Source organism: Enterococcus sp. CSURQ0835, assembly GCF_902706605.1.
In the GTDB taxonomy this organism is placed as follows: domain Bacteria; phylum Bacillota; class Bacilli; order Lactobacillales; family Enterococcaceae; genus Enterococcus_A.
Genome location: NZ_CACSLH010000004.1, coordinates 52406 through 72996, shown reverse-complemented (window position 1 = coordinate 72996; position 20591 = coordinate 52406). Strand labels below are relative to the sequence as shown.

General features: G+C 44.5%; 19 protein-coding genes and 1 pseudogene. 3 read left to right on the top strand and 17 right to left on the bottom strand.

What is annotated here, in order from left to right:
* The first annotated feature begins 123 nt into the window (after positions 1 to 123).
* From GVJ38_RS03060 to GVJ38_RS03050, 3 genes are read left to right on the top strand one after another with little or no spacing between them, the layout of a single operon-like run.
* Positions 124 to 921 (top strand): bifunctional hydroxymethylpyrimidine kinase/phosphomethylpyrimidine kinase, encoded by a 798-nt coding sequence (locus tag GVJ38_RS03060; protein WP_159721702.1) that lies wholly within the window; start codon positions 124 to 126, stop codon positions 919 to 921.
* On the top strand, positions 921 to 1418 hold the full coding sequence (locus GVJ38_RS03055; RefSeq protein WP_159721701.1) for an ECF transporter S component: 498 nt from the start codon (positions 921 to 923) through the stop codon (positions 1416 to 1418). Before GVJ38_RS03060 ends, GVJ38_RS03055 begins: the two co-directional genes overlap by 1 nt.
* Before the next feature lie 14 nt (positions 1419 to 1432).
* Positions 1433 to 1981 carry a TIGR01440 family protein gene (locus tag GVJ38_RS03050; protein ID WP_442895998.1) on the top strand — a complete coding sequence of 183 codons (549 nt, stop codon included), beginning with the start codon at positions 1433 to 1435 and terminating at the stop codon, positions 1979 to 1981.
* Positions 1982 to 2116: 135 nt separating this feature from the next.
* Here GVJ38_RS03050 and GVJ38_RS03045 read toward each other — a convergent pair whose 3' ends face one another.
* From GVJ38_RS03045 to trpX, 17 genes and pseudogenes are all read right to left on the bottom strand, one after another.
* A complete protein-coding gene (locus tag GVJ38_RS03045) occupies positions 2117 to 2632 on the bottom strand; it encodes a type 1 glutamine amidotransferase domain-containing protein (protein ID WP_159721700.1) in 516 nt (171 codons plus the stop codon).
* 122 nt (positions 2633 to 2754) lie between these two features.
* Complete coding sequence (locus GVJ38_RS03040) at positions 2755 to 4998, bottom strand: AAA family ATPase (RefSeq protein ID WP_159721699.1); 2244 nt, start codon at positions 4996 to 4998, stop codon at positions 2755 to 2757.
* Between the two features lie 111 nt (positions 4999 to 5109).
* Entirely contained in the window at positions 5110 to 5589 is a 480-nt protein-coding gene (locus tag GVJ38_RS03035; RefSeq protein WP_159721698.1) for a DUF6530 family protein, read from the bottom strand.
* A 115-nt stretch (positions 5590 to 5704) separates the two neighbouring features.
* Positions 5705 to 6553, bottom strand: coding sequence for a DegV family protein (locus GVJ38_RS03030; RefSeq protein WP_159721697.1), 849 nt, complete (start codon positions 6551 to 6553; stop codon positions 5705 to 5707).
* A 170-nt stretch (positions 6554 to 6723) separates the two neighbouring features.
* Positions 6724 to 8249, bottom strand: a pseudogene (locus GVJ38_RS03025) (ABC-F family ATP-binding cassette domain-containing protein).
* A 148-nt stretch (positions 8250 to 8397) separates the two neighbouring features.
* Entirely contained in the window at positions 8398 to 9465 is a 1068-nt protein-coding gene (locus tag GVJ38_RS03020; RefSeq protein WP_159721696.1) for an LCP family protein, read from the bottom strand.
* Between the two features lie 169 nt (positions 9466 to 9634).
* Positions 9635 to 10471 carry a prephenate dehydratase gene (gene pheA, locus GVJ38_RS03015; protein ID WP_159721695.1) on the bottom strand — a complete coding sequence of 279 codons (837 nt, stop codon included), beginning with the start codon at positions 10469 to 10471 and terminating at the stop codon, positions 9635 to 9637.
* Positions 10462 to 10968 carry a shikimate kinase gene (locus GVJ38_RS03010; protein WP_159721694.1) on the bottom strand — a complete coding sequence of 169 codons (507 nt, stop codon included), beginning with the start codon at positions 10966 to 10968 and terminating at the stop codon, positions 10462 to 10464. The genes pheA and GVJ38_RS03010 overlap by 10 nt, the downstream gene beginning before the upstream one ends.
* Positions 10969 to 10970: 2 nt before the next feature.
* A complete protein-coding gene (gene aroA, locus GVJ38_RS03005; protein WP_159721693.1) occupies positions 10971 to 12242 on the bottom strand; it encodes a 3-phosphoshikimate 1-carboxyvinyltransferase in 1272 nt (423 codons plus the stop codon).
* The gene (locus tag GVJ38_RS03000) at positions 12239 to 13333 is read right to left on the bottom strand and encodes a prephenate dehydrogenase (RefSeq protein WP_159721692.1); all 1095 of its coding nucleotides are present in this window, start codon (positions 13331 to 13333) and stop codon (positions 12239 to 12241) included. Before GVJ38_RS03000 ends, aroA begins: the two co-directional genes overlap by 4 nt.
* Before the next feature lie 12 nt (positions 13334 to 13345).
* Positions 13346 to 14509, bottom strand: coding sequence for a chorismate synthase (gene aroC, locus GVJ38_RS02995; RefSeq protein ID WP_159721691.1), 1164 nt, complete (start codon positions 14507 to 14509; stop codon positions 13346 to 13348).
* 11 nt (positions 14510 to 14520) lie between these two features.
* Positions 14521 to 15573 carry a 3-dehydroquinate synthase gene (aroB, locus tag GVJ38_RS02990; RefSeq protein WP_159721690.1) on the bottom strand — a complete coding sequence of 351 codons (1053 nt, stop codon included), beginning with the start codon at positions 15571 to 15573 and terminating at the stop codon, positions 14521 to 14523.
* A complete protein-coding gene (aroF, locus tag GVJ38_RS02985; protein ID WP_159721689.1) occupies positions 15573 to 16607 on the bottom strand; it encodes a 3-deoxy-7-phosphoheptulonate synthase in 1035 nt (344 codons plus the stop codon). The genes aroB and aroF overlap by 1 nt, the downstream gene beginning before the upstream one ends.
* Positions 16608 to 16626: 19 nt before the next feature.
* Positions 16627 to 17490, bottom strand: coding sequence for a shikimate dehydrogenase (locus GVJ38_RS02980; RefSeq protein ID WP_159721688.1), 864 nt, complete (start codon positions 17488 to 17490; stop codon positions 16627 to 16629).
* Positions 17491 to 17831: 341 nt separating this feature from the next.
* A complete protein-coding gene (locus GVJ38_RS02975; protein WP_159721687.1) occupies positions 17832 to 18611 on the bottom strand; it encodes an ABC transporter ATP-binding protein in 780 nt (259 codons plus the stop codon).
* 4 nt (positions 18612 to 18615) lie between these two features.
* Positions 18616 to 19494, bottom strand: coding sequence for an ABC transporter permease (locus GVJ38_RS02970; RefSeq protein WP_159721686.1), 879 nt, complete (start codon positions 19492 to 19494; stop codon positions 18616 to 18618).
* Between the two features lie 4 nt (positions 19495 to 19498).
* Complete coding sequence (gene trpX, locus GVJ38_RS02965; RefSeq protein WP_159721685.1) at positions 19499 to 20515, bottom strand: tryptophan ABC transporter substrate-binding protein; 1017 nt, start codon at positions 20513 to 20515, stop codon at positions 19499 to 19501.
* Positions 20516 to 20591: the final 76 nt, after the last annotated feature.

Below are 20591 nucleotides of genomic sequence, written 5' to 3'. Positions count from 1 at the left end.
TACCCTACCTTGAATAAAGCAACAACTGATTTGCTTTTGAATTGGCTGGTTTTAAAATCTACCAATTGGCTGTTTCAAAAAAATAAAACCGCTTTATAATGTAGGATGTGAGGAGCGATAGCTATGACAAAAACGATTTTAACGATTGCTGGCTCCGATACTTTAGCTGGTGGTGGATTACAATCAGATCTTAAAGCCTTTGATGAATATGGAATTTTTGGTCTGACCGCGATCACGTGTTTAGCTGTAGTCCGTGATGGAAATTTTTTTATTCACGATGTGCCATTAGAAGTATTGAGTGAGCAATTAAATACGATTCAAGAAAATTATGAGTTGGCTGGAATCAAGTTAGGCTTGATCCACGATCCAGCGGCAATTCCGTTGGTTAAACGATTCTTACAGTCGTTTAAGGGGCCGATCGTCTTAGATCCTGTTTTAGCTTTTAAAGAAACAGACGAAACGTCCAACAATGAATACAAATTGGCTTTGATCCATGAATTATTTCCGTTAGCTACGCTTGTAACCCCTAACCTAGTAGAAGCTGAATTGCTGAGTGGCCAAACGATCACTGACCTTGCTGAGATGAAAGCCGCAGCTAAAAAAATCTATCAGCTCGGACCAAAAGCAGTTGTGATCAAAGGCGGTGATCGGTTGGCTGGTGCTACGGCGTTTGATTTATTTTACGATGGGCAACACTTCGAGGTCTTAGCGAAACCTAAATTAGCCAAACGTACGATCAATGGTGCTGGCTGCACCCTCGCTTCTGCAATCACTGCTAATCTTGTCTTGGGAGCAGAACTTTTTCCAGCGATCGAAAAAAGTAAAGCTTTCGTTTACCAAGGAATCAAAAATGGCGTGTCTTTAAAAAATGGTGAAGGCAATGTTTGGCATGGCCCGAAAAATGATAAAGGTGGGATTTGATGTTAGCAAAACGAGATGTACCAAAACTTGGAATGATGGTGGCGTTGACCGTTACCTTGTCATTGATGTTTATTATTCCAGTCCCTGCAACAAAAGGTTTCGTCACTTTATGTGAAGTTGGAATTTATTCATCAGCGCTACTTTTTGGTCCGGCAGGCGGTCTGTTTGTAGGGGCATTAAGTGGTGGTTTGATCGATTTGATCTCTGGCTATCCAGAGTGGGCATTGTTTTCGATTGTAATCCATGGTGTTCAAGGTTTGATCTTAGGCTGGTGCTTTCAAAAATTTGGCCCTAAACGCGGCATGCTTTTAGGTTTTCCAGTAGCTAGTCTCTTTATGATTGCAGGATACGCATTTGCGACAACCTTTTTATTTGGCTGGCCAGCTGGCATAGCGTCGATTCCGGGTAATATCATTCAAAATATTTTTGGGATCGGCGTTACAGTTCCCTTGTATCATTCATTGCATAAAATCGTTCACAGACTACAATACAAATAGAAAGAAGAATAAAAATGATTGAGATCGAAGAAAAACAATTAAGAAAAGATTTAACAACGATCGTAGACGATGTGTTGGCAGTTGCAAACTTGAAAAAAGGCGATGTGTTTGTCTTAGGCTGTACGACTTCTGAGATCGTTGGCGGGACGATCGGAAAAAATTCTAGCCAAGAAGTTGGTCGCTGGGTCGTCGAAACGTTATGCGAAATTTTAGATCCTCAAGGCATTTCATTGGCCGTTCAAGGCTGTGAACACATCAATCGTGCTTTAGCGGTTGAACGAGCAGTTGCTGAATCGAAAGGATTTGAGATCGTCAGTGTCAAGCCGGCATTACACGCAGGTGGTTCTTGCTCGATCGCGGCTTTCGAACAATTCAGTGATCCAGTAGAAGTCGAGCACATCACGGCACAAGCTGGGATCGATATTGGGGATACTTCAATTGGAATGCATGTCAAACATGTTCAAGTTCCGGTTCGGCCTTCGATCAAAGAATTAGGCGGCGCACATGTCACGGCACTTCGCAGTCGGCCAAAATATATTGGTGGTCCGCGCGCAACTTATTAAATCCAATCCTTTCATATCATAAGGTTAAATGTTAATCAAAAAAAGCGCACACAGCAAAGTATCCACCAACACTTGCGCTGTGCGCGCTTTTTAAATTTAAGTTCTCACTGAACGAGTGAGTTGATTTTTTACTGGTTAACTCGGTTGTAAAATGTTCAAACTTGCTTCATTAAAAGCAGGTAGATCATCTGGAGTCCGACTCGTGACTAAATTACCGTCTACGACGACTGCTTCATCTTTGACGTTTCCACCAGCATACTGAAGATCGGGTCGAACAGTCTTGTAGGCGGTCAAAGTCCGACCGTTTGTTTTACCGGTCTGAATAAAGATCTGTGGACCATGACAAATCGCAAAGATCGGTTTATCGTGATCAAAGAAATAATCAACAAAATCGACAAAGCGTTGGTCACCGCGTAGTTGATCGGGTGAAAAGCCTCCTGGGATCAACAAAGCATCGAACTCTTCTGGCTTCACGGCATCAATCGATTGATCGATCGTAAACGTTTCACCTTTTTTACCGGTAATTTTTTTACCCGCTTCCTCTTCGATTAAAACGACCTCAGCGCCAGCTTTTTCAAAGGCCTCTTTTGGGGAAGTTAATTCGACGTCTTCAACTAAATCTGTTACGAGTACTGCGATTTTTTTGCTCATCTGTTTCCTTCCTTTCATTAGGTCTACCATCACCCTAACGAAATTCGGCAATAAAATCAAATAATCTGCCGGAGTTTGAATTTTTTATTAAGTTAGGTCAAACGACCAACCGCAACAAGACGTTAAATAAATCGTTGGATCAAGTGCAACAGTTGGCTCGTTAAAGTATTGATCTCACTAATATCAACAAAGTGATCTTCTCCATAAAGAGTCTTGATTTGTTGTTTGTCTTCGCCAATTGCGCATGCGATAAATATAACACCTTGACGTTCGTACTCTTGTAAGACTTGTTGAATATCGGCTTGTGCTTTTGGTCCCGTGTAATCAGGCAACGCTTTGGGCTGTCCATCACTGAGGTTCAACAAAATTTTAGTGGTCGCTACTTGTTGATTCAGCTTCGCCGCCATCACTCGTAAGACCGCGCCATCGCGATTATTTTGCCGCGGCTTCATCGTCGTGATCTTCGCTGGTAAAAAGTCATAGCTATCAGTAAACTCTTTATAGGAATACAGCGAGGTCTTTTCCCGCTGACTGACATCGGCGGAATCCCCATATAGCATAAATGGAATGTTGAGTTTTTCCGCGAATAAACTTAAAGCTAGCGCCGCTTTTTTAGCATTTTCGATGCGTTCATCGCGGATCATCGAGCCTGATTCATCTACCCGGACCGCGAGTGCGAGTGAAGGTTGTTCATCAGGTGGATTTTTCTGATCGAATGTTCGCAAATCCCCATAAGCGACCCGGCTAGCATCAAAGCGAGTTCCGTAATATTTTCCTTTTGCATAGGCACTATGCTCTTCTTGTTCAAATAAAGCCGCCATTTGTCTCAGTAATTGTTCGACTTCAGGCGTAACTTGTTGGACCAACTGTGCCGCTTCCTTGATTCCTTTTTGCGTGACTTTCGGACGATGAATCAGTGTCCCTTCTTTTTGATGCGCTGTTCCTTTTAAAATTTTTCGGACTTCTTGATTCAGTTCTTTGCGCTTTGTTTGTTCCAACGTATTGATTTCTTCTAGTGATAAATTCGAGCCAATCTTTTCGCGGTCATCGAGCGTTGCGTTTTGACTTGCACCATCGCTTTGAGAACGTTGGTCCGCTTCCATTTCTAGCGCTTCATCTACAGCTGCGTTTTCAGATTCGGCAGAATTTTTTGCTGCTTCTTCTATTTTATCTTCAGCTGATAGCTCTTCTTTTACTTTAGCTGGTGCGGGTTCTAGTGTTCCTTGTTCTGCAACTTCGGTGATATTCCGCGCGTCGGCTTCTGCTTGACTCAACGTTCGGCCGGCTTTAAAAGCTTTTAATTGTTGGGTACCTTTTAATTGGCTAAGTGTGTCCAATAAGCCGCTTTCGTCTAACGCTCGTTGCAAGATTTCTAATTCAGTCTCGTCAGTCGTTAATTTATATAAAACTTTGGGCGCTAAACTGACAAGCGGGTCTTGCGCTTGTTTAAGTGTATTGACCCAATAAAAATACGAGCGCATCCCGGCAACCCCTTTGATCGCATTCGCTTTAGCGGTCTCATCTAATAGCCGGATGATCTTAGCCATTACCAGCAAATACTCGGGATCCGTGAAACCAGTCTTGGCTGCTGCACGCTCTGTCATCACTTCAAGTGTTGGCAAGTCCATTTTTTCAGCGTGCTGTACACGGTCTCGTAACGATTCATTCAGCGGTCGATTGCCTTGGTAGTTACGATTCGTAGTGATCACAACGACACAATCTGGATGTCGACGAATGATCCCAGTCGGTAAATTCAAAGTCCCGCTGTTTTCTAACGCTGAGTTTAACGCCACTAGTACCGATGCATCTCGAATGACGGTTGGTTCTTGGATTTCTAATAGATAGCCTTTTTCTAATGCACGGACGATTTCTGATGGATAAAACTTATAGTGCACTGGCTCATTTTTTTGCTCGATTCGTTCAATGAGTTGCGCTAATTTTTCACGAGCTTGGTCATGACCGATACTATAATGGCGCGAAATCAAATCCAACACTTGATCCAGACTATCCGTTTGATAGATCGCCGCCAACAGTTCTTCATCTTCTTCATCGTCATTGATCACCGGCAATAAAGCGCCAAAGACATCGCTTTTATCCATATCGGCAAAACAAGTGACTTTAGTGTAAGGCAGTTGCAGATCAGCGGACAAGGCTTTAGCTAATTGCGTCTTTCCTGATCCGGCATCGCCTTCTAGTAAAATATTACTGATCTTCATTTCCGAATCGTCCCAGTTGGCTTTGATCTCTGAAGCCACTTGAAGTTCGGTTTGACTTGTTTGGTGACTTGCAGGTTTGCGCCAGATCATTTGTTTTTCGACTTTGGAAAAGATCCGCCCGCTCGTCACCTTAAAATTTTCAGTCGTCATAGATTTCTCCTTCTTCGAATTAAGGTAATACGTTTTGGTAAAAATTATTTTATTACTCAAGCTGACATAAACTTCCACTAGCACGATCTATAGTGAAAGCAAGTGGCGTCTTTAATAGCCAAGCTCGGTCAACAAACGTTTCAATGTCCGGTAACGTTCGCCGATCAATTCGCCATCTTTATTCATCGTGTCGTTAAATAAGATGATGTCTTCATCGATCTTCGGATTGTCCGTATCGACTTTGACAGTCATCCGACCACCTTGCAGGCCAATGATGTTCACCTCGGGATCGTTGGGATCATAAAACTTTTCATAGCGATAAGCGTCTTGTAAATATAAACTGGATTGAGCGACTAAGATCGCTAAATCTAAAATTCGGGTGATTGGCAGCTCTTCTGATTGCCGTGACCATTTTTCCCCGGTGTGACGCCACACTTTCCCTGAAATATCGACTTTACCGCGATCATTCCATTGCGCTAGGCCTAAAGTCAAACCTTTCGCGTCACTTTCCCACGCGTTGTGACCATCGATCTTATCGTAATCTTCCACTAAAAAAACGGGTTTGTGTTTGAGATTCGTTGGAATTTTCATCGTATCTTCTCCTTACTGCTTTACTAATTTAGTAAATAACTAAAACTATCTTTATCTTAACGAAGCACCTAAAAAAACGCAAAAAAAAGAGCCTGACTTTCGTCATGACTCACTTTTATTCACCAGCAACGCCTAATGCAATTGCTTTTTCACCTAGATGCGCGCCGATCACTGGACCAAAACTCCCGATTTCGATCTGAGCATCAGGATACTTCTGCTGTAACTTCTCGTATTCACTTTGTGCCAGTTCGGGATTGTTGGCGTGGATCACATATAATCGCAAAGGAGCGGGATTATTTTGCCGCTGTTCTTCAATGATCTCTTCCGTTCGTTGCAATGCTTTTTTTAAGGACCGGATTTTTTCGTATAAAACGATTTTTCCCGCGGTGAAGGTCAAGATCGGTTTGATCTTCAATAAGCCGCCGATGATTGCTGCGCCATTGGTCAAGCGACCCCCACGTACTAGATTGTTTAGATCATCGACAATGATGTAAGCTGCTGTCGTGTCACGAATATGATCGATCCCGGCGATAATCTCCGTTAATGATTGTTTTTGATCATTTAATTCCAACGCTTTTTCGACCATATACCCCATCGGCACACTCGTGATCGTCGAGTCATAAGGAATCACATTTAAACCGGAGATCTCATCTTTGATCGTCTGAAGCGTCCGAACAAAACCAGAGATTCCTTCTGATAAATGAATGCTGATCACTGTGTCATACCCCTTTGCTCGCAATTCTTGATATAAATTCAAGACTTCACCTAGTGCGGGTTGTGACGTAGTAGGAAATTCTTGACTTTGATTCAGCAAACGATAAAACTCTGCTGTTTCAATATTGACCCCTTCTTCATATGGTGTGCCATCGACTACGACCGGGATCGGAATAATAAATAAATCTGGATGTTGCTTGATGCGTTCACTTAGATAGGCGGTGCTATCGGTCACGATCGCTAATTTCATGGCTGTTTCCTCGTTTCACTTTGAAATTTGCAATAAATAAAATATAGCACACTAAAGAATCGATTGGAACACTCTACCGCATTCCCGCTCGATTCTTTTTCTTTTGGTCAGAAATAAAAAAATATTTTTGTTTCTGGGTGAAATAATCGCCTTTTAAAATCCGTTACCATTTAATTTCCATCTAGTGCAACGACACGATCCACAAAGTCTGCATAAAATTCGCTTTCGTGAGAGACTACGATCACAGTCCCGGAGAATTTGGCTAACGTTGCTTGTAAATTATTTTTCGTATCTTGATCGATATGGTTAGTTGGTTCATCGAGGATCAAAAAATTACTTTTTTTCAGCATCATTTCAGCTAGCTTGACTTTCGTCTGCTCGCCCCCGCTCAATAATTTCAATTCTTCTTGTGCTAACTGACTAGGCAATCCGGCTTTTGACAATTGCCGGCGCAATTCTTTGTTAGTCGCTTTAGGAAAAAGATCAGCTAAATATTGCAACGGATTTTGAAGTGGATACTCCCAATCTAGTTCTTGTGAAAAATAATTGATCGCCGTGTGTTGCGGAAAATGAAACGTACCACTGATCGGTTTAAGCTCGCCGAGTAATGTTTTGATCAAGGTACTTTTACCGATGCCGTTGAAACCGCGAATCGCAATTTTTTCTCCGTACCGCACAGTCAGTTCGATCGGATTTAAGAGTGGTCGATCATAACCGATAACTAACTGATCGGTCTCTAATGCTAAGGTCGTGACGATCGGTGCAAACGGAAAATCCAAATGCGGTTTCGGTGCGTCTGTCGGCGGAGTCAAACGTTCCACTTTGGCTAATTGTTTTTCCCGACTTTTAGCCATCGTCGAACGTGAACCGGCTTTGTATTTACGAATATAGGCTTCTGTTTTTTTGATATGCGCTTGTTGGGCTTCATATTGTTTCACATAGCTTTCGTTTTGTAATTCTTTTAACTTCAGCGCTTTCGTCAAATTCCCCGTGTATTTCGTTAATTTCCCAAATTCAATATCGATAATATGGGTCGTGATCTGCTCTAAAAAGTGGCGATCGTGGGAAACGACTAAATACGTCCCCGTAAAGGTTTGTAAAAATTGGATCAGCCATTTGATGTGTTCATCATCTAGATGGTTCGTCGGTTCGTCTAAGATCAATAGATCCGGTTTTTCTAACAACATCTTGGCTAAGATCAATTTAGAGCGTTGTCCTCCGCTAAGATTTTTTAACTTAGTCTCCATCCCTAAAACAGAGATCCCTAAGCCTTCTGCTAAATCATCGATCAAAGTATCCATTTGATAAAAATCACCTTGGTCCAATTGATTTTGCAGCTCACCTGCTTGCTCTAACAAACGATCTTCTAATGTTTCACTATACTTTGCGTATAGTTCTGTGATGCGGGCTTCTTTTTCAAAGTCAGCAGCAAAGGCGGTCTTCAAGAAATCGCGGATCGTCTGGGTCTCTTCGACGTTGACATATTGATCCAAATACCCCATTTTCAGATTTTTAGGGAAGTTCACTTGCCCTTCATCAGGTAAGATCTCACCGGTGATGATCTTGATGAGCGTACTTTTCCCAGCGCCATTGCGACCGATCAAACCGACATGTTCTCCTCGATTGATCTGAACACTGACTCTTCATATAAGACTTTATCTCCGAATTGTTGCGAGATATTTTTTAAATTTAACATGCTTTTCCTACTTTCAATTAAAACTCCTGCTCGATTGCGCATCAAAAGCAGACTAACTTTAAAAAAAACTGCCGACAAGAACTGTCCGCAGTTTTTTGCTCAACTTATTGAGGGTACCATTTTTTGCTTTCTTCTGTCAAATCCCCGGTCAATTTCCTAAAAAGTTAGCCAGTGCTTGTCGATTTTGTTCAAAGTCAACATTCAGCACACTGCCAGCATTATAAGAATCACCATACGTCCACGAGCCTTCAACCGGTAACGTCAAACGATCGAAACCTAGCACAGCTTTAGCAAAATTGAAACTGTTCAAAGCTAAGAAGCCGCCTGACATATCTGTAGACATATAGCCAAAAACTTTTCCAGCCGCGTATGGACCGCGGAGTAAAACAAGTGGATTTTTAATTTGACTGAACACCGCTCCCATGACTTGCTGCTGACGACGAACACGACCAAAGTCTCCTTCTTCATCCATTCGAAAGCGCGCGTAATTCAGCAACGTATGTCCGTTCATTCGCTGCTCGCCTTTTGTAATTGGTTGGTCAATGTAAGAACTCATATCTTTTTCGGCGTCGATCTTCACCCCGCTTGGGAACAAGGCGTCGATTCCCTTTTCAAACGTTTTGAAGTCCACCATCGCGTAATACCGACAGTCGACACCAAAATTATGCTTCAACGTCTCGCGAACTAATTCTGCTCCGCCGTAAGCAAAAGCCGCGTTCAATTTATTTTCCCCTACTCCAGGGATCTCCACATACATATCCCGCATGAACGAAACGAGTTTTGGCTTCCCGGCACCATCGACTTGCAAGACCATGATCGAATCAGCACGTCCTGTTTCAGTATCGCGGGTATCACTACCCAATAGCAAAATGTTTTTCTTTCCGCTACTAGCAGTTACACCATTGAAAGTTTCGGTTTTTACTTGCGGGATCGATGTATCGTGTTTCGCAATAAAATTACCGATCGCAAATGTTACGACTGAATAGAGCAGGATAAAAACGAGCAAGCCAAGTAAGATTCTACCGATATGCCATTTCTTTTTCGGCGGTTGGTAAGGATCTTTCGGCTCCCGATTAAACCAGCTACCTTTTTTTTGAACGGGACTGCTAGCTGCTGTTGCATAATTTTCTGGGGGAATCACTTCCCGATTTTTCTCCCGACGGACAGGGATCGTTTTGTCACTTTCTTCCTTTTTATGGCGATCCATTCGACTCATGACTGACACCTCATATTCGTTTATTCCAAGCTTTGCTATCAAGCTGTCGGGTTGAAAAAAGACACAACATCTCCGCAACCTTTCCAAATCTTCCCACAGCCCAATGTCTTTATTAAAATAGCAGATAGTCGGAAAAATGTCTGTCACTTTTTTTAAAAATAATAAAACCTTAACTGACGATTGAAGAAACATGATACACCGGATACGTTCCTAAGTGACGGTAGTTGATCCCTTCACGGGTTAAAGCTTTTAAACAACGAGGAAATGCTTGCGGGTCTTGCGGGATCTGGACATCGATCAAAAAATAATATTCGCCTAAACAAGTTTTTTTCGGTCGTGATTCGATCTTAGTCAAATTGAGCCGTTGCTGGGCAAAAAAGGCTAAGATCTGATGCAGCGAACCCGGTTGATCTTGAGCTAAGTCGACGATCAAACTCGCTTTGTGCTGAAGGGAAGCCTTTCTTTGAGGTGCCGTTTCTCCCAGCAACCAAAAACGAGTAGCATTTTGCTCATTGCTTTGGATATTTTTTTGTGCGATTGCAAGCCCAAATTCTTTGGCGGCCTCAATTGATCCAACGGCTACACTATTTTCTTGCGGGTGTTCTAACAGCCAATTCGCACCAGCAGTCGTAGAATCCAGCGGAACCGATTGACTATTTGGCAAGTAGCGTTCGATAAACGGCTGGACTTGAGCTAAAGCTTGGGAGTGGCTATAGATTTTTTTTGCTTGCTGCCAGTGGGACAAAAAATGAGGCTGGATCAACAGCTGTTGTTTGATGGGTAAAATAAGCTCGGCTTGGATCGGCGGACACTTTTTGACGATCAAATCTAACAATGGCAGCACTGAACCTTCAAGACTATTTTCTACTGGGACCACAAAATAATCTGCTTGACTGGCCATCACTGTCTGCAACGAACTTTGCGGGACTTTTAACGCAGTGGGGACTAAAAAATCAACTGCTAAACTAGAAAATGACCCGGCTGGCCCTAAGTACGCTACTTCCATCGACTCACTTCCTCCTGAATTTTTTGTGCGATTTCAGCGGGCGTCCGTTGATCGGTCTCGATCATGATCGAAGCGACTTCTTCATACCAAGCTTGCCGCGCTAAAAATAAAGCCAACAGCTCATGATCCGTTTTAGTTTCAGCTAACGGACGGATCGTTTTTTGATCCTCCCGAATCCGCGCCACTAATTTTTCCGGTTGCGTTTTTAAATAGATCACATGCTCTTTTTTCAGTAACTGCCGATTCTCTTGACTCGTCACGATCCCGCCGCCAGTTGCAATGATTTGTTCTGCTTGCAAGGCCTGTTTAAGTGTCGCTGTTTCTAATTTACGAAAAGCAGCCTCACCATGTTCCGCAAAAAAATCAGGGATCGAGCCGGCAAGTGTTTTTTCTAGTTCGTCATCCAAGTCAATGAAAGGCTGAGCTAAATTTTTTGCTAGTAAGCGGCTGATCGTACTTTTGCCCGCTCCCATAAAACCAATTAACACGATGGCCATATTCAATCCCCTCCTAAGCGCGTAAGGTCATGAAAGAAATTTGGGTAGGAGATCTTGACGGCTTCTGGTTGTGCTAGCTCAGTCTCGCCAGTTGCGATTTGAGCGGCGATCGCAAGCATCATCCCGATCCGATGATCACCGTGACTAGCTACTTTGGCTCCATGCAACGGAGTAGGTCCGTTGATGATCAAGCCATCGGGTGTCACTGTGATGTCAGCACCCATTTTAGTTAATTCTGCCGCGGTCGTATCGATTCGATTCGTCTCCTTAACTTTCAATTCTTCCGCGTCAGAAATGATGGTCGTCCCACGTGCTTGCGTTGCAGCTAATGCGATGATAGGCAATTCATCGATCAATTTCGGAATGATCGCACCGCTGATCTTAGTTGCGCATAACGGTTGGCTCGTTACGACTAAATCAGCCGCTTGATTTTTTTCATCTGTTTGCTGGGTCGTAATCGCCGCACCCATTTCACTTAAGACAGTCAAGATCCCGGTTCGCGTTGGATTGATTCCGACTTGTTTTAATGTGACGTGGCTGTTTTTGATCAATGTCGCGGCCACTAAAAAGAAAGCGGCCGATGAGATATCCCCTGGAACGGTCACTTCTTGGCCAGTCAAATGTTGCCCGCCAGTCAGTGTAATCATTTTATCCTCGACGGTCAGCTGACCGCCAAATTGTTGGATCATTTCTTCTGTATGATTGCGAGAAGGAGCTTTTTCGATGATCGTCGTGGTCCCGTGTGCTTGCAAAGCTGCAAATAAAATGGCTGATTTGACTTGTGCACTTGCAACCGGCATCTCATACGTAATGCCCGTCAAATCAGCTCCAGTGATCGTGATGGGTGGAAATTCACCGTGACCAGAAACTTTCGCTCCCATTTGACGTAATGGTGTCATCACGCGTTCCATCGGTCGTCGATTCAAAGAAGCATCTCCAAATAAAGTCGTTTCAAATTTGCGCCCCGCTAAAATCCCTAACAAGAGTCGCATCGTCGTGCCCGAGTTACCCACATCGATCGTACCTGTAGCTGGTTGCAAAGTCTTCAACCCGCGACCGTTGATGACTACCTCACCGGCTTGCTGTTTAATCGTGACACCTAATGCTCGAAAGGCTTCGATCGTACTCAAACAATCAGCGGCCGGTAAAAAATTATGCACGCGAGTCGTTCCCTGACTGATCGCGCCAAACATGATACTACGATGTGAGATCGATTTATCTGCTGGCACGGTCAATTCCCCAGCCAAAGGACGCTGGGCAAAGTTTAGTCTCATATTGCTTCCTCCCTTAAATGACACGCAAAGTCTGTCTGTTGTTCAATCGCACGCTTTGCTTTTGAGCGATCGGCTTGCGTCGTGAACGTCAATTCTAAAATCCCCCAAATGTCTTCGCGAGTCTCTTGGATCTGTAAGTTGATCAGTGAAATACCAGCTTGACTGATCAACTGAGTGACCGTCGCGATCGTTCCCGGATGATCTGGAATGTCAACGAGCAGATCATAAAAAGCTGGCAAACTTCCTGCTGTACGCTGCGGTAAATGATCCCGTTGTGCTTTGGCTCGTGTAAAATACTGAAAGATTTGCGGTTCAGCTTGTTCTTCTAACCACTGGATCACTTGGGCCATTTGGTGTTGCCAATTTTTTAACAACGGTAACAACTCCGCTTGATTCGTTACTAAAATATCCGTCCACATCTGCGGATCAGCTGAAGCGATCCGCGTTAGATCACGAAAACCGCCGGCTGCTAGTTTTTCACTTCCTGGATAGTGCGTTGCTAATTGTTGGGCTTGATTTGCTAATCCTGATGCTACGATGTGAGGCAAGTGACTCAACACGGCGACGATCCGGTCATGTTCAGGTGCTGGCAAGGTCACAAACTTTGCCCGCGTGACTTGTAAGAGTACTTGAAGTTTTTTAATGCTCGCTAGTTCAGCTGAAGCTTGGGGCGTCAAAATATAATACGCTTCTTCAAATAAATCAGGATTGACAGCGCGCACGCCAGATTTATGGGAACCAGCCATGGGGTGTCCTCCGATAAAAGTAAACGGGTAGTTAGCGGCGGCCTCCATGATTGTATTTTTCGTACTTCCCGTATCGCTTACGATCACAGAACCCTTCAATTGTAAACTAGCTAATTTTTCTAAATAATGAAGGGTCGCCTTGACTGGAATGGCCAGCAAAATAAAATCTGCTCGACGTGCGCAGGCTAATTCAGGTGCGATCTCATTTACTAAATCCGATGCTAAAGCGACTTGGCAAGTTTGCGGAGAAGTATCCCAACCGATCACGTGATTTTTTTGTTTTAAATTTGCACATAATGACGAGCCGATCAAGCCTAAGCCAATCACAAAGACAGTTGGTTTCATTCAATCAGCTCCTTAAAAATTTTTCAGTCGTTCTTTGTAAGTTTGGAATTCGTGTTGTAGTTCCGTTAGTGAATCGCTGTGGAAAGTTTCTGTGATTTCGTTTGCGATAATCGTAGCGACGACATTTTCTGCCACGACGGCTGCTGCTGGGACCGCGGTCGTATCTGAGCGCTCAACGCTCGCTTTGTAAACTGCTTTTGTCTCGATATCCACACTGTTCAACGGTCGGTATAAAGTCGGGATCGGCTTCATCACCCCGCGCACGATAATCTGTTCTCCGTTCGTCATCCCGCCTTCAAAGCCGCCTAAGTAATCAGTGGCGCGTTTAAATCCTGTCGTTTCATCCCAAGTGATCTCATCCATCACCTCGGAACCGGGATGCTTCGCTGCCGTAAAGCCCACGCCGAACTCAACGCCTTTGAACGCATTGATGCTTAAAATGGCTTGCGCGAGTTTGCCGTCTAATTTCCGATCCCATTGCACATAACTTCCTAATCCGGCTGGGACATTTGCCACGCGCACCTCAACTACACCGCCTAATGTATCGCCGTTCTTCTTAGTCGCATCGATTTTTTCGATCATGGCAGCTTCAACAGTTGGGTCCACCACCCGAACAGCCGAAGCTTCTGAACGTTGCTGAATCTCTTTTAACGTTAGTTCAGCTGGCGTAGTGGTGATTCCACCGAGCTCGACGACGTGACTAGCTACCTCGATATCTAGCGCGGTTAGTAATTGTTTAGCTAATCCGCCAATGGCAACGCGCAATGCTGTTTCGCGGGCTGAAGAACGTTCCAACACATTGCGCAAATCGCGGTGCCTGTATTTCATTCCCCCAACTAGATCCGCATGACCAGGCCGCGGCCGCACTACTCGCCGCAGATCTTCAGCTTTTTTTTCAACCGGCTGAGGAGCCATCACCGTCTGCCAATTTTTCCAATCACGGTTTGAAATACTCAATGTGATAGGAGAGCCTAACGTTTTTCCATGCCGCACTCCCGCGGTGATCTTCACCGTGTCCTGTTCGATTTTCATCCGACCGCCACGGCCATAACCTTTTTGGCGCCGCGCAAGTTCTGTATTCAATTCTGCTTCTGAAATCTCAAGTCCCGCGGGAAACCCTTCAATGATTGCGGTCAATTCCGGCCCGTGGGATTCGCCTGCTGTTAAATAGCGCATCTGCTCATCTCCTATAAAAATTCTTTCATCTCAGTTAGCGGGATCGTTTTAAGATAGCCTTCCCCGATCTGTTTCAATAAAACTAGTTTGAGTTGATCGCCCCGCGTCTTTTTATCATGGGTGATCGCTTTAAAAAGTTTGGCTGGTTCCCACGGCTGATAATCGATCGGTAAACCAAATTTTTGCACTAACGGTTTGAGCTGAGCGCTGATCCCAACTGGTGTTAACTGTTTTTCCTCTGCTGCTTCCGTGATCTTCACCATCCCGATCGCTACGGCTTCACCATGACTCAAAGTGCCGTAACCGACTGTATTTTCCAACGCGTGACCGATCGTGTGACCGAAATTCAGCAACAACCGTGTTCCTAAATCAAATTCATCTTGCTCCACAGCCCATTTTTTGACTGCTAAAGCCGAGGTGATGACCGATTCTGCTTGGGCTAATAACTCAGCGGTCGTCGAAAAATTTTCCAAACGTTGCCACAGTGTGCGGTCTTTGATCAAAGCGCATTTGATGATCTCCGCGATGCCTTCAGACACTTGAGGTGCCGCCAAAGTTTGCAAAGTTTCAGGATCGATCAAAACACCCGCCGGCTGCGCAAAAGTCCCAATCAAATTTTTCGCTTGGCTTGAGTTGACCGCCGTCTTGCCCCCAATACTGGAATCCACTTGCGCTAATAACGAAGTGGGAATTTGGACAAAGGGCAAGCCCCGCATATAAGTCGAAGCGACAAAGCCTGTCAAATCTCCCACTACTCCGCCGCCTAAAGCAACCACCGCATCACTGCGCGTAAAGCCAGCCTCTGCTAAAAATTCATAGAGTTTTTCTGCTTGGGCTAAACTTTTGCTTTTTTCCCCCGCCGGAACGACTACTGGTCGAACGTCAAAGCCGACTGCCACAAGTTGCGCCATGACTTTTTCACCATACAAAGGAAAAACGTGACTATCACTGATCAACGCGATTTTTTTGGCGGGCCATAAATTTTGTAGCCATTTTCCTACCTGGTCAAGAGCGCCGCTTTGGATCTTGATCTGGTAGCTGTCTGCACCTAGTTGGATCTCCATTACTGCTCGCCTTCTTCCAACTGTTTGATTTTTTGCATCGCTTCAGTCAATACGTCGACTTCACGCATCATCTTTAAGTATTGCTTTTCATTCAATGATTGCTGTCCGTCTGACCAAGCGTGTGCTGGATCGGGATGGATCTCCACGATCATGCCATCTGCACCGCTTGCTACCCCAGCTCGTGCCATCGGAGGAACTAGATCCCAGATCCCGGTCCCGTGACTTGGATCAACGATGATCGGGAAATGACTCAATTTTTTGATCAATGGTACGGCACTCAAGTCAAATGTATTGCGCGTCGCCGTTTCGTAAGTTCGAATCCCTCGCTCGATAAAAATGATCTTCGCGTTGTCTTGCACGGCGATATATTCAGCGGCATTCAACCATTCCTCGATCGTGCCTGAGATCCCGCGTTTCAAGCCAATGGGTTTTCCGGTTTTCCCCACAGCTTCTAACAAACGGAAATTTTGCATGTTCCGTGCACCGATCTGGATCACATCCGCGTATTGTGCGACCATCTCGATGTGGCTTTCATCCATCACTTCAGTAATCACTTTCAAATCGTAATGATCCGCTGCTTCTCGCATGATCTTTAACCCTTCTAGTCCTAATCCTTGAAAAGCGTAAGGAGAGGTCCGGGGTTTGAACGCGCCACCACGTAAAATTTTTGCTCCGCCGGCTTTGGCCATCCGCGCACTTTCCATGATCTGTTCTTTTGTCTCGACAGAACAAGGTCCAGCCATGGTCACAAAATTACCTGCTCCGATCTTCACACCATTGACATCTACCACGGTATCTTGAGGATGGAATTCTCGTGAAGTCAACTTGTATGTGTTGGTGATCGGCACGACATTTTCAACAGCTTCATAGCTTTGGAACGCGACTGCCCGCATGATTTTAGGATCACCGATCAGACCTAATACTAACCGATTCTTCCCGTGATTGATTTGAACGCCTAAGCCTGCTTCTTTGATTCGAGTAATGATGGGAACTAATTCTTCTCTAGTGGTACCTGGTTTTATAATTAAGATCATCGTTATCATTCCTTCATTTTTATTTGATTTGCTTTTCTAATACCGGGCGCACGACGGCTAGCGGCATCGGTTGACCGGTCCAAAGTTTGAACGCCTCTGCTCCTTGGTGAAGCAACATCCCTAGACCGTTGATCGTCTGGGCACCATTTGCTTTGGCCGCTTGCAATAAAGCAGTTTGTTGGGGTTGATAGATCAAGTCTGCGACGACTAAATCGCGCCGCAACATTTCTGGCGGGACTAAGCTGTCACTGGTTGTCATCCCCACGCTCGTCGCATTGACCAAAAGAGTACTGCCAGCGATTTTTTCGGCCAATTTTGTTTGCTCAGCTAATTCGAAAAGCTGAAATTCACAAGTCGTCACTTGTTCCAGACGTTCAATCAGTGCGGCGATTTTTTGATAATTAGGACTTGGGCGATTGAACACGTTGATTTTTCTGACACCATCTAAAGCTGCTTGGACTAAGATCGCTTGCGCAGCTCCTCCAGCACCTAATAAAGTAAGCTCTTTTCCCGGCGATTCCACCGCCTGTTCTGCCATACTTTTCATAAAACCAGCACCGTCTGTATTGTAGCCGATCAACTTTCCTTTTTGATTGACGACAGTATTGACTGCTCCGATCAGTTGGGCGGCTTGATCGACTTCATCGACTAAAGTCAGTGCCTTTTGTTTATACGGCATTGAGATGTTGACTCCTAACAGGTCCAAACTGCGGATCGCTTCCATCGCGTGAGGAAATTTTTCAGCTGTCAGATCGAAGCTTAAATAAATCGCATCAATCCCAGCAGCTTGAAAAGCCGTCGTTTGCATCAAAGGTGAAAAACTGTGGCGTGCCGGCTGCGCATAAAGTGCTGCCAGTTTCGTTTGGCCCGAAATTTTGAACATGTTAAACGCTCCCTCCTTGTGTTTCTCAGATCAACTGAACAAAAAACGCCCACTGCAGAAAATCTACAATGGACGTTTAATAACGAAAAAAGCCACGATAGATTTTCATCTACGTGGCTTAGAAAGTTCAGCTTGAATCGCCTTAGCCATCATAGATACAAACGCTTGTGTTTGCACCCATGAAGTCATGAACACAAACTCATCTAAAATAGCTAAAGTAATACGTATTCAGTTGTGAGAGTAATGTCTGATCCATTTTGCTCGCTCCAAACTGATTTAAGATTGTCCAAATTATAGTGGCCTTTTCAGGAATTGTCAACTACTTTTTCAACTTTTTTTAATCAGCCTACTTCCAGATCCGCATCCTCTTCAAAAAATAAGAACAGATCTTGCAGGCTTAAGTCCGCTTTTTCTGCCGCGGAAAAATCATGGACGATCCGTCCTTTTTTCATCACTAACAGTCGATTGCCGTAAGTCAGCGCGTCTTCCATCTTATGAGTGATCATGAGACAAGTCAATTGACTAGCAGTGATTTTTTGATCCGTGACTTGCATCAATTGTTTCGCAGTCTTTGGATCTAAAGCGGCCGTGTGTTCATCTAATAATAAAAGTTCTGGCTTAGTCAAAGTCGCCATCAGTAAACTCAAAGCTTGACGTTGCCCGCCCGACAGATGACCAGTGGGCGTGTCTAAATGATTTTCTAATCCATTGCCGATACTAGCGCAAATCGTTTGAAAATAAGCGCGCTGTTCTTTTAGTTTCCGTAGGTGCAAACCGCGTTTTTGGCCACGCTTTTGAGCGAGAGTCAAATTTTCAGCGACCGTCATCCGCGGTGCCGTTCCTAATTTGGGGTCTTGAAAAACTCGCGCGATATATTTTGCTCGTTTTTCTTCAGGCAGGCGTGTAATGTCTTGCCCTTTGATCGCAACCGTTCCTGAATCAAGCATCAAAGTTCCTGAGATGCTATTGAACAAGGTGCTTTTCCCGGCACCGTTGCCTCCTAAGACCGTGATGAAATCTCCCGGTGCCACTGTCAAACTCAAGTCAGCTAAAATTTTTTGCTGGTCTCGCGCACCATTCCGCACCGTTTTATTAGCGTGTGTGATCTCCAATGCTTGCATGTGATTACTCCTTTTCAAATCCGGTTTTTAAGTTCAACTTTTGTTTCAACTGCGGGATCATCAAACAAATCGCTAAGACAATCGACGAGATGATTTTCAAATAAGTCGTATCAAAGCCTAGCTTGATGATAGCTAAGATCAAAAATTGGTAGAAGATACTTCCTAAGATCACCGCCACTAAACGTTCAGCAAACGTCAACTCGCCAAAGATCACTTCTCCGATAATGATCGAAGCCAGTCCAATGACGATGACACCTACCCCTTTTCCCACATCAGCGTAACCGTCATTTTGAGCGATCAAAGCACCGGATAAGGCGATCACACCATTTGAGATCGTCAGCCCTACGACTTTCAAGCGGTCCGTATCGATCCCGATCGAACGCGCCATCATTTCATTATCGCCAGTCGCGATATAGGCTTGACCGTAATCCGTGTAGAAAAATAGTAATAGCAGCCCGATGATGACCCCAACTGAAACTAAGCCGAGCGTTACGATATCAAAATAAGGCGGCAAGTTTAATTTAGTAAAAAAATCTTGCAGCTTCGGTTGATTCAACAACGATAAGTTCGGTGTCTGCATCACAAACAACATCACCGAATTTAAACCTGACATCACCAAGATCCCAGCTAAAATCACCGGGATCTTCCCTTTCGTGTACAACAATCCCGTAACGAGCCCCGCGACCATCCCTGCTAAAATTCCAAGGATCGTCGCCAAAATCGGCGAGATCCCATGGGTGATGGCCGTGACACAAACCGCGCCGCCTAATGGAAATGAACCTTCTGTTGTCATATCGGGGAAATTTAAGATTCGATACGTCATAAAGATTCCCAATCCTAAGATACCCCATAAAAGTCCTTGTCCGATTACTGATATCAACATCGCCTTACTCCCCTTTGATTAATTTTGCGTCTTGTTTCACATCAGCTGGGATCGTAATGCCTAATTCTTTGGCTTTTTCCTCATTGATGATCGTCTCACCATAATCGATCACATTGACCGGTGTATCCGCTGGTTTTTTACCTTCTAAAGCTGCCGCTGCCATTTTCCCGGTCTCAACCCCTAAGTCATATTGATTTTGACCGACAGTTGCGATCCCGCCTTCTTTCACCATATTGTCAACAGAAACGAAAACGGGTTTTTTCGCTTTATCCGCTTCTCCCATCAACGCTTGAAAGGCACTTGCGATCGTATTATCTTGCGGCACATAGACAAAATCAGTCTCGGCACACATCACTTGCGTCGTTTGGGCGATCTCATTACTAGAAGAGATCGCATATTTTTTCACTTCGTAGCCGGCCGCTTTCGCTTTGGTTTCCGCTTCTTTGATCATCGACTTTGAATTTTCTTCTGCTGAGGAATAGATCATCCCCACCGTTTTAGCCGCTGGAAATAATTTTTTCGCTAACTCGATCTGTTGGTCGACTGGTGTTTGGTTAGAGACACCCGTGATATTTTTTCCCGGATGTTTCAAATCACTGACTAATTTGGCTCCCACCGGGTCACTGATGGCGCCCATAATGATCGGTGTCGTACTGGTCGCGTTGGCTAGTGCTTTGGCGGCTGGCGTTGCGATCCCTACTAAAACATCGGATTTTTTGTCGATCAGCTGTTGGCTCATCGTGTTCAGTTTACTTTGATCAGCTTGACCATTTAGAAATTCGATCTTCACATTTTTCCCTTCCGTATACCCAGCATCTTTCAAGCCGGCCACGACACCTTTTTTGATTTGATCCAGTGAAGGATGGCTGACAAACTGCAAGATCCCCACTGTTTTTACTTTTTCAGTTTGCGTTTGACTACTGCCGTTCGTACTTTGTCTAGCTCCCATTTGAAACGCGAAGACGCCAATCAAAATGATCCCGATTGCGGCAACTGCTCCAATGATTCCTTTGTTTTTCATAATGTTATCCCCCTAAATTTAGTTGTTTTTAATGTTTGAAGTGCTCAGCGAATAAAAAAAGACAATTACCCTAAAC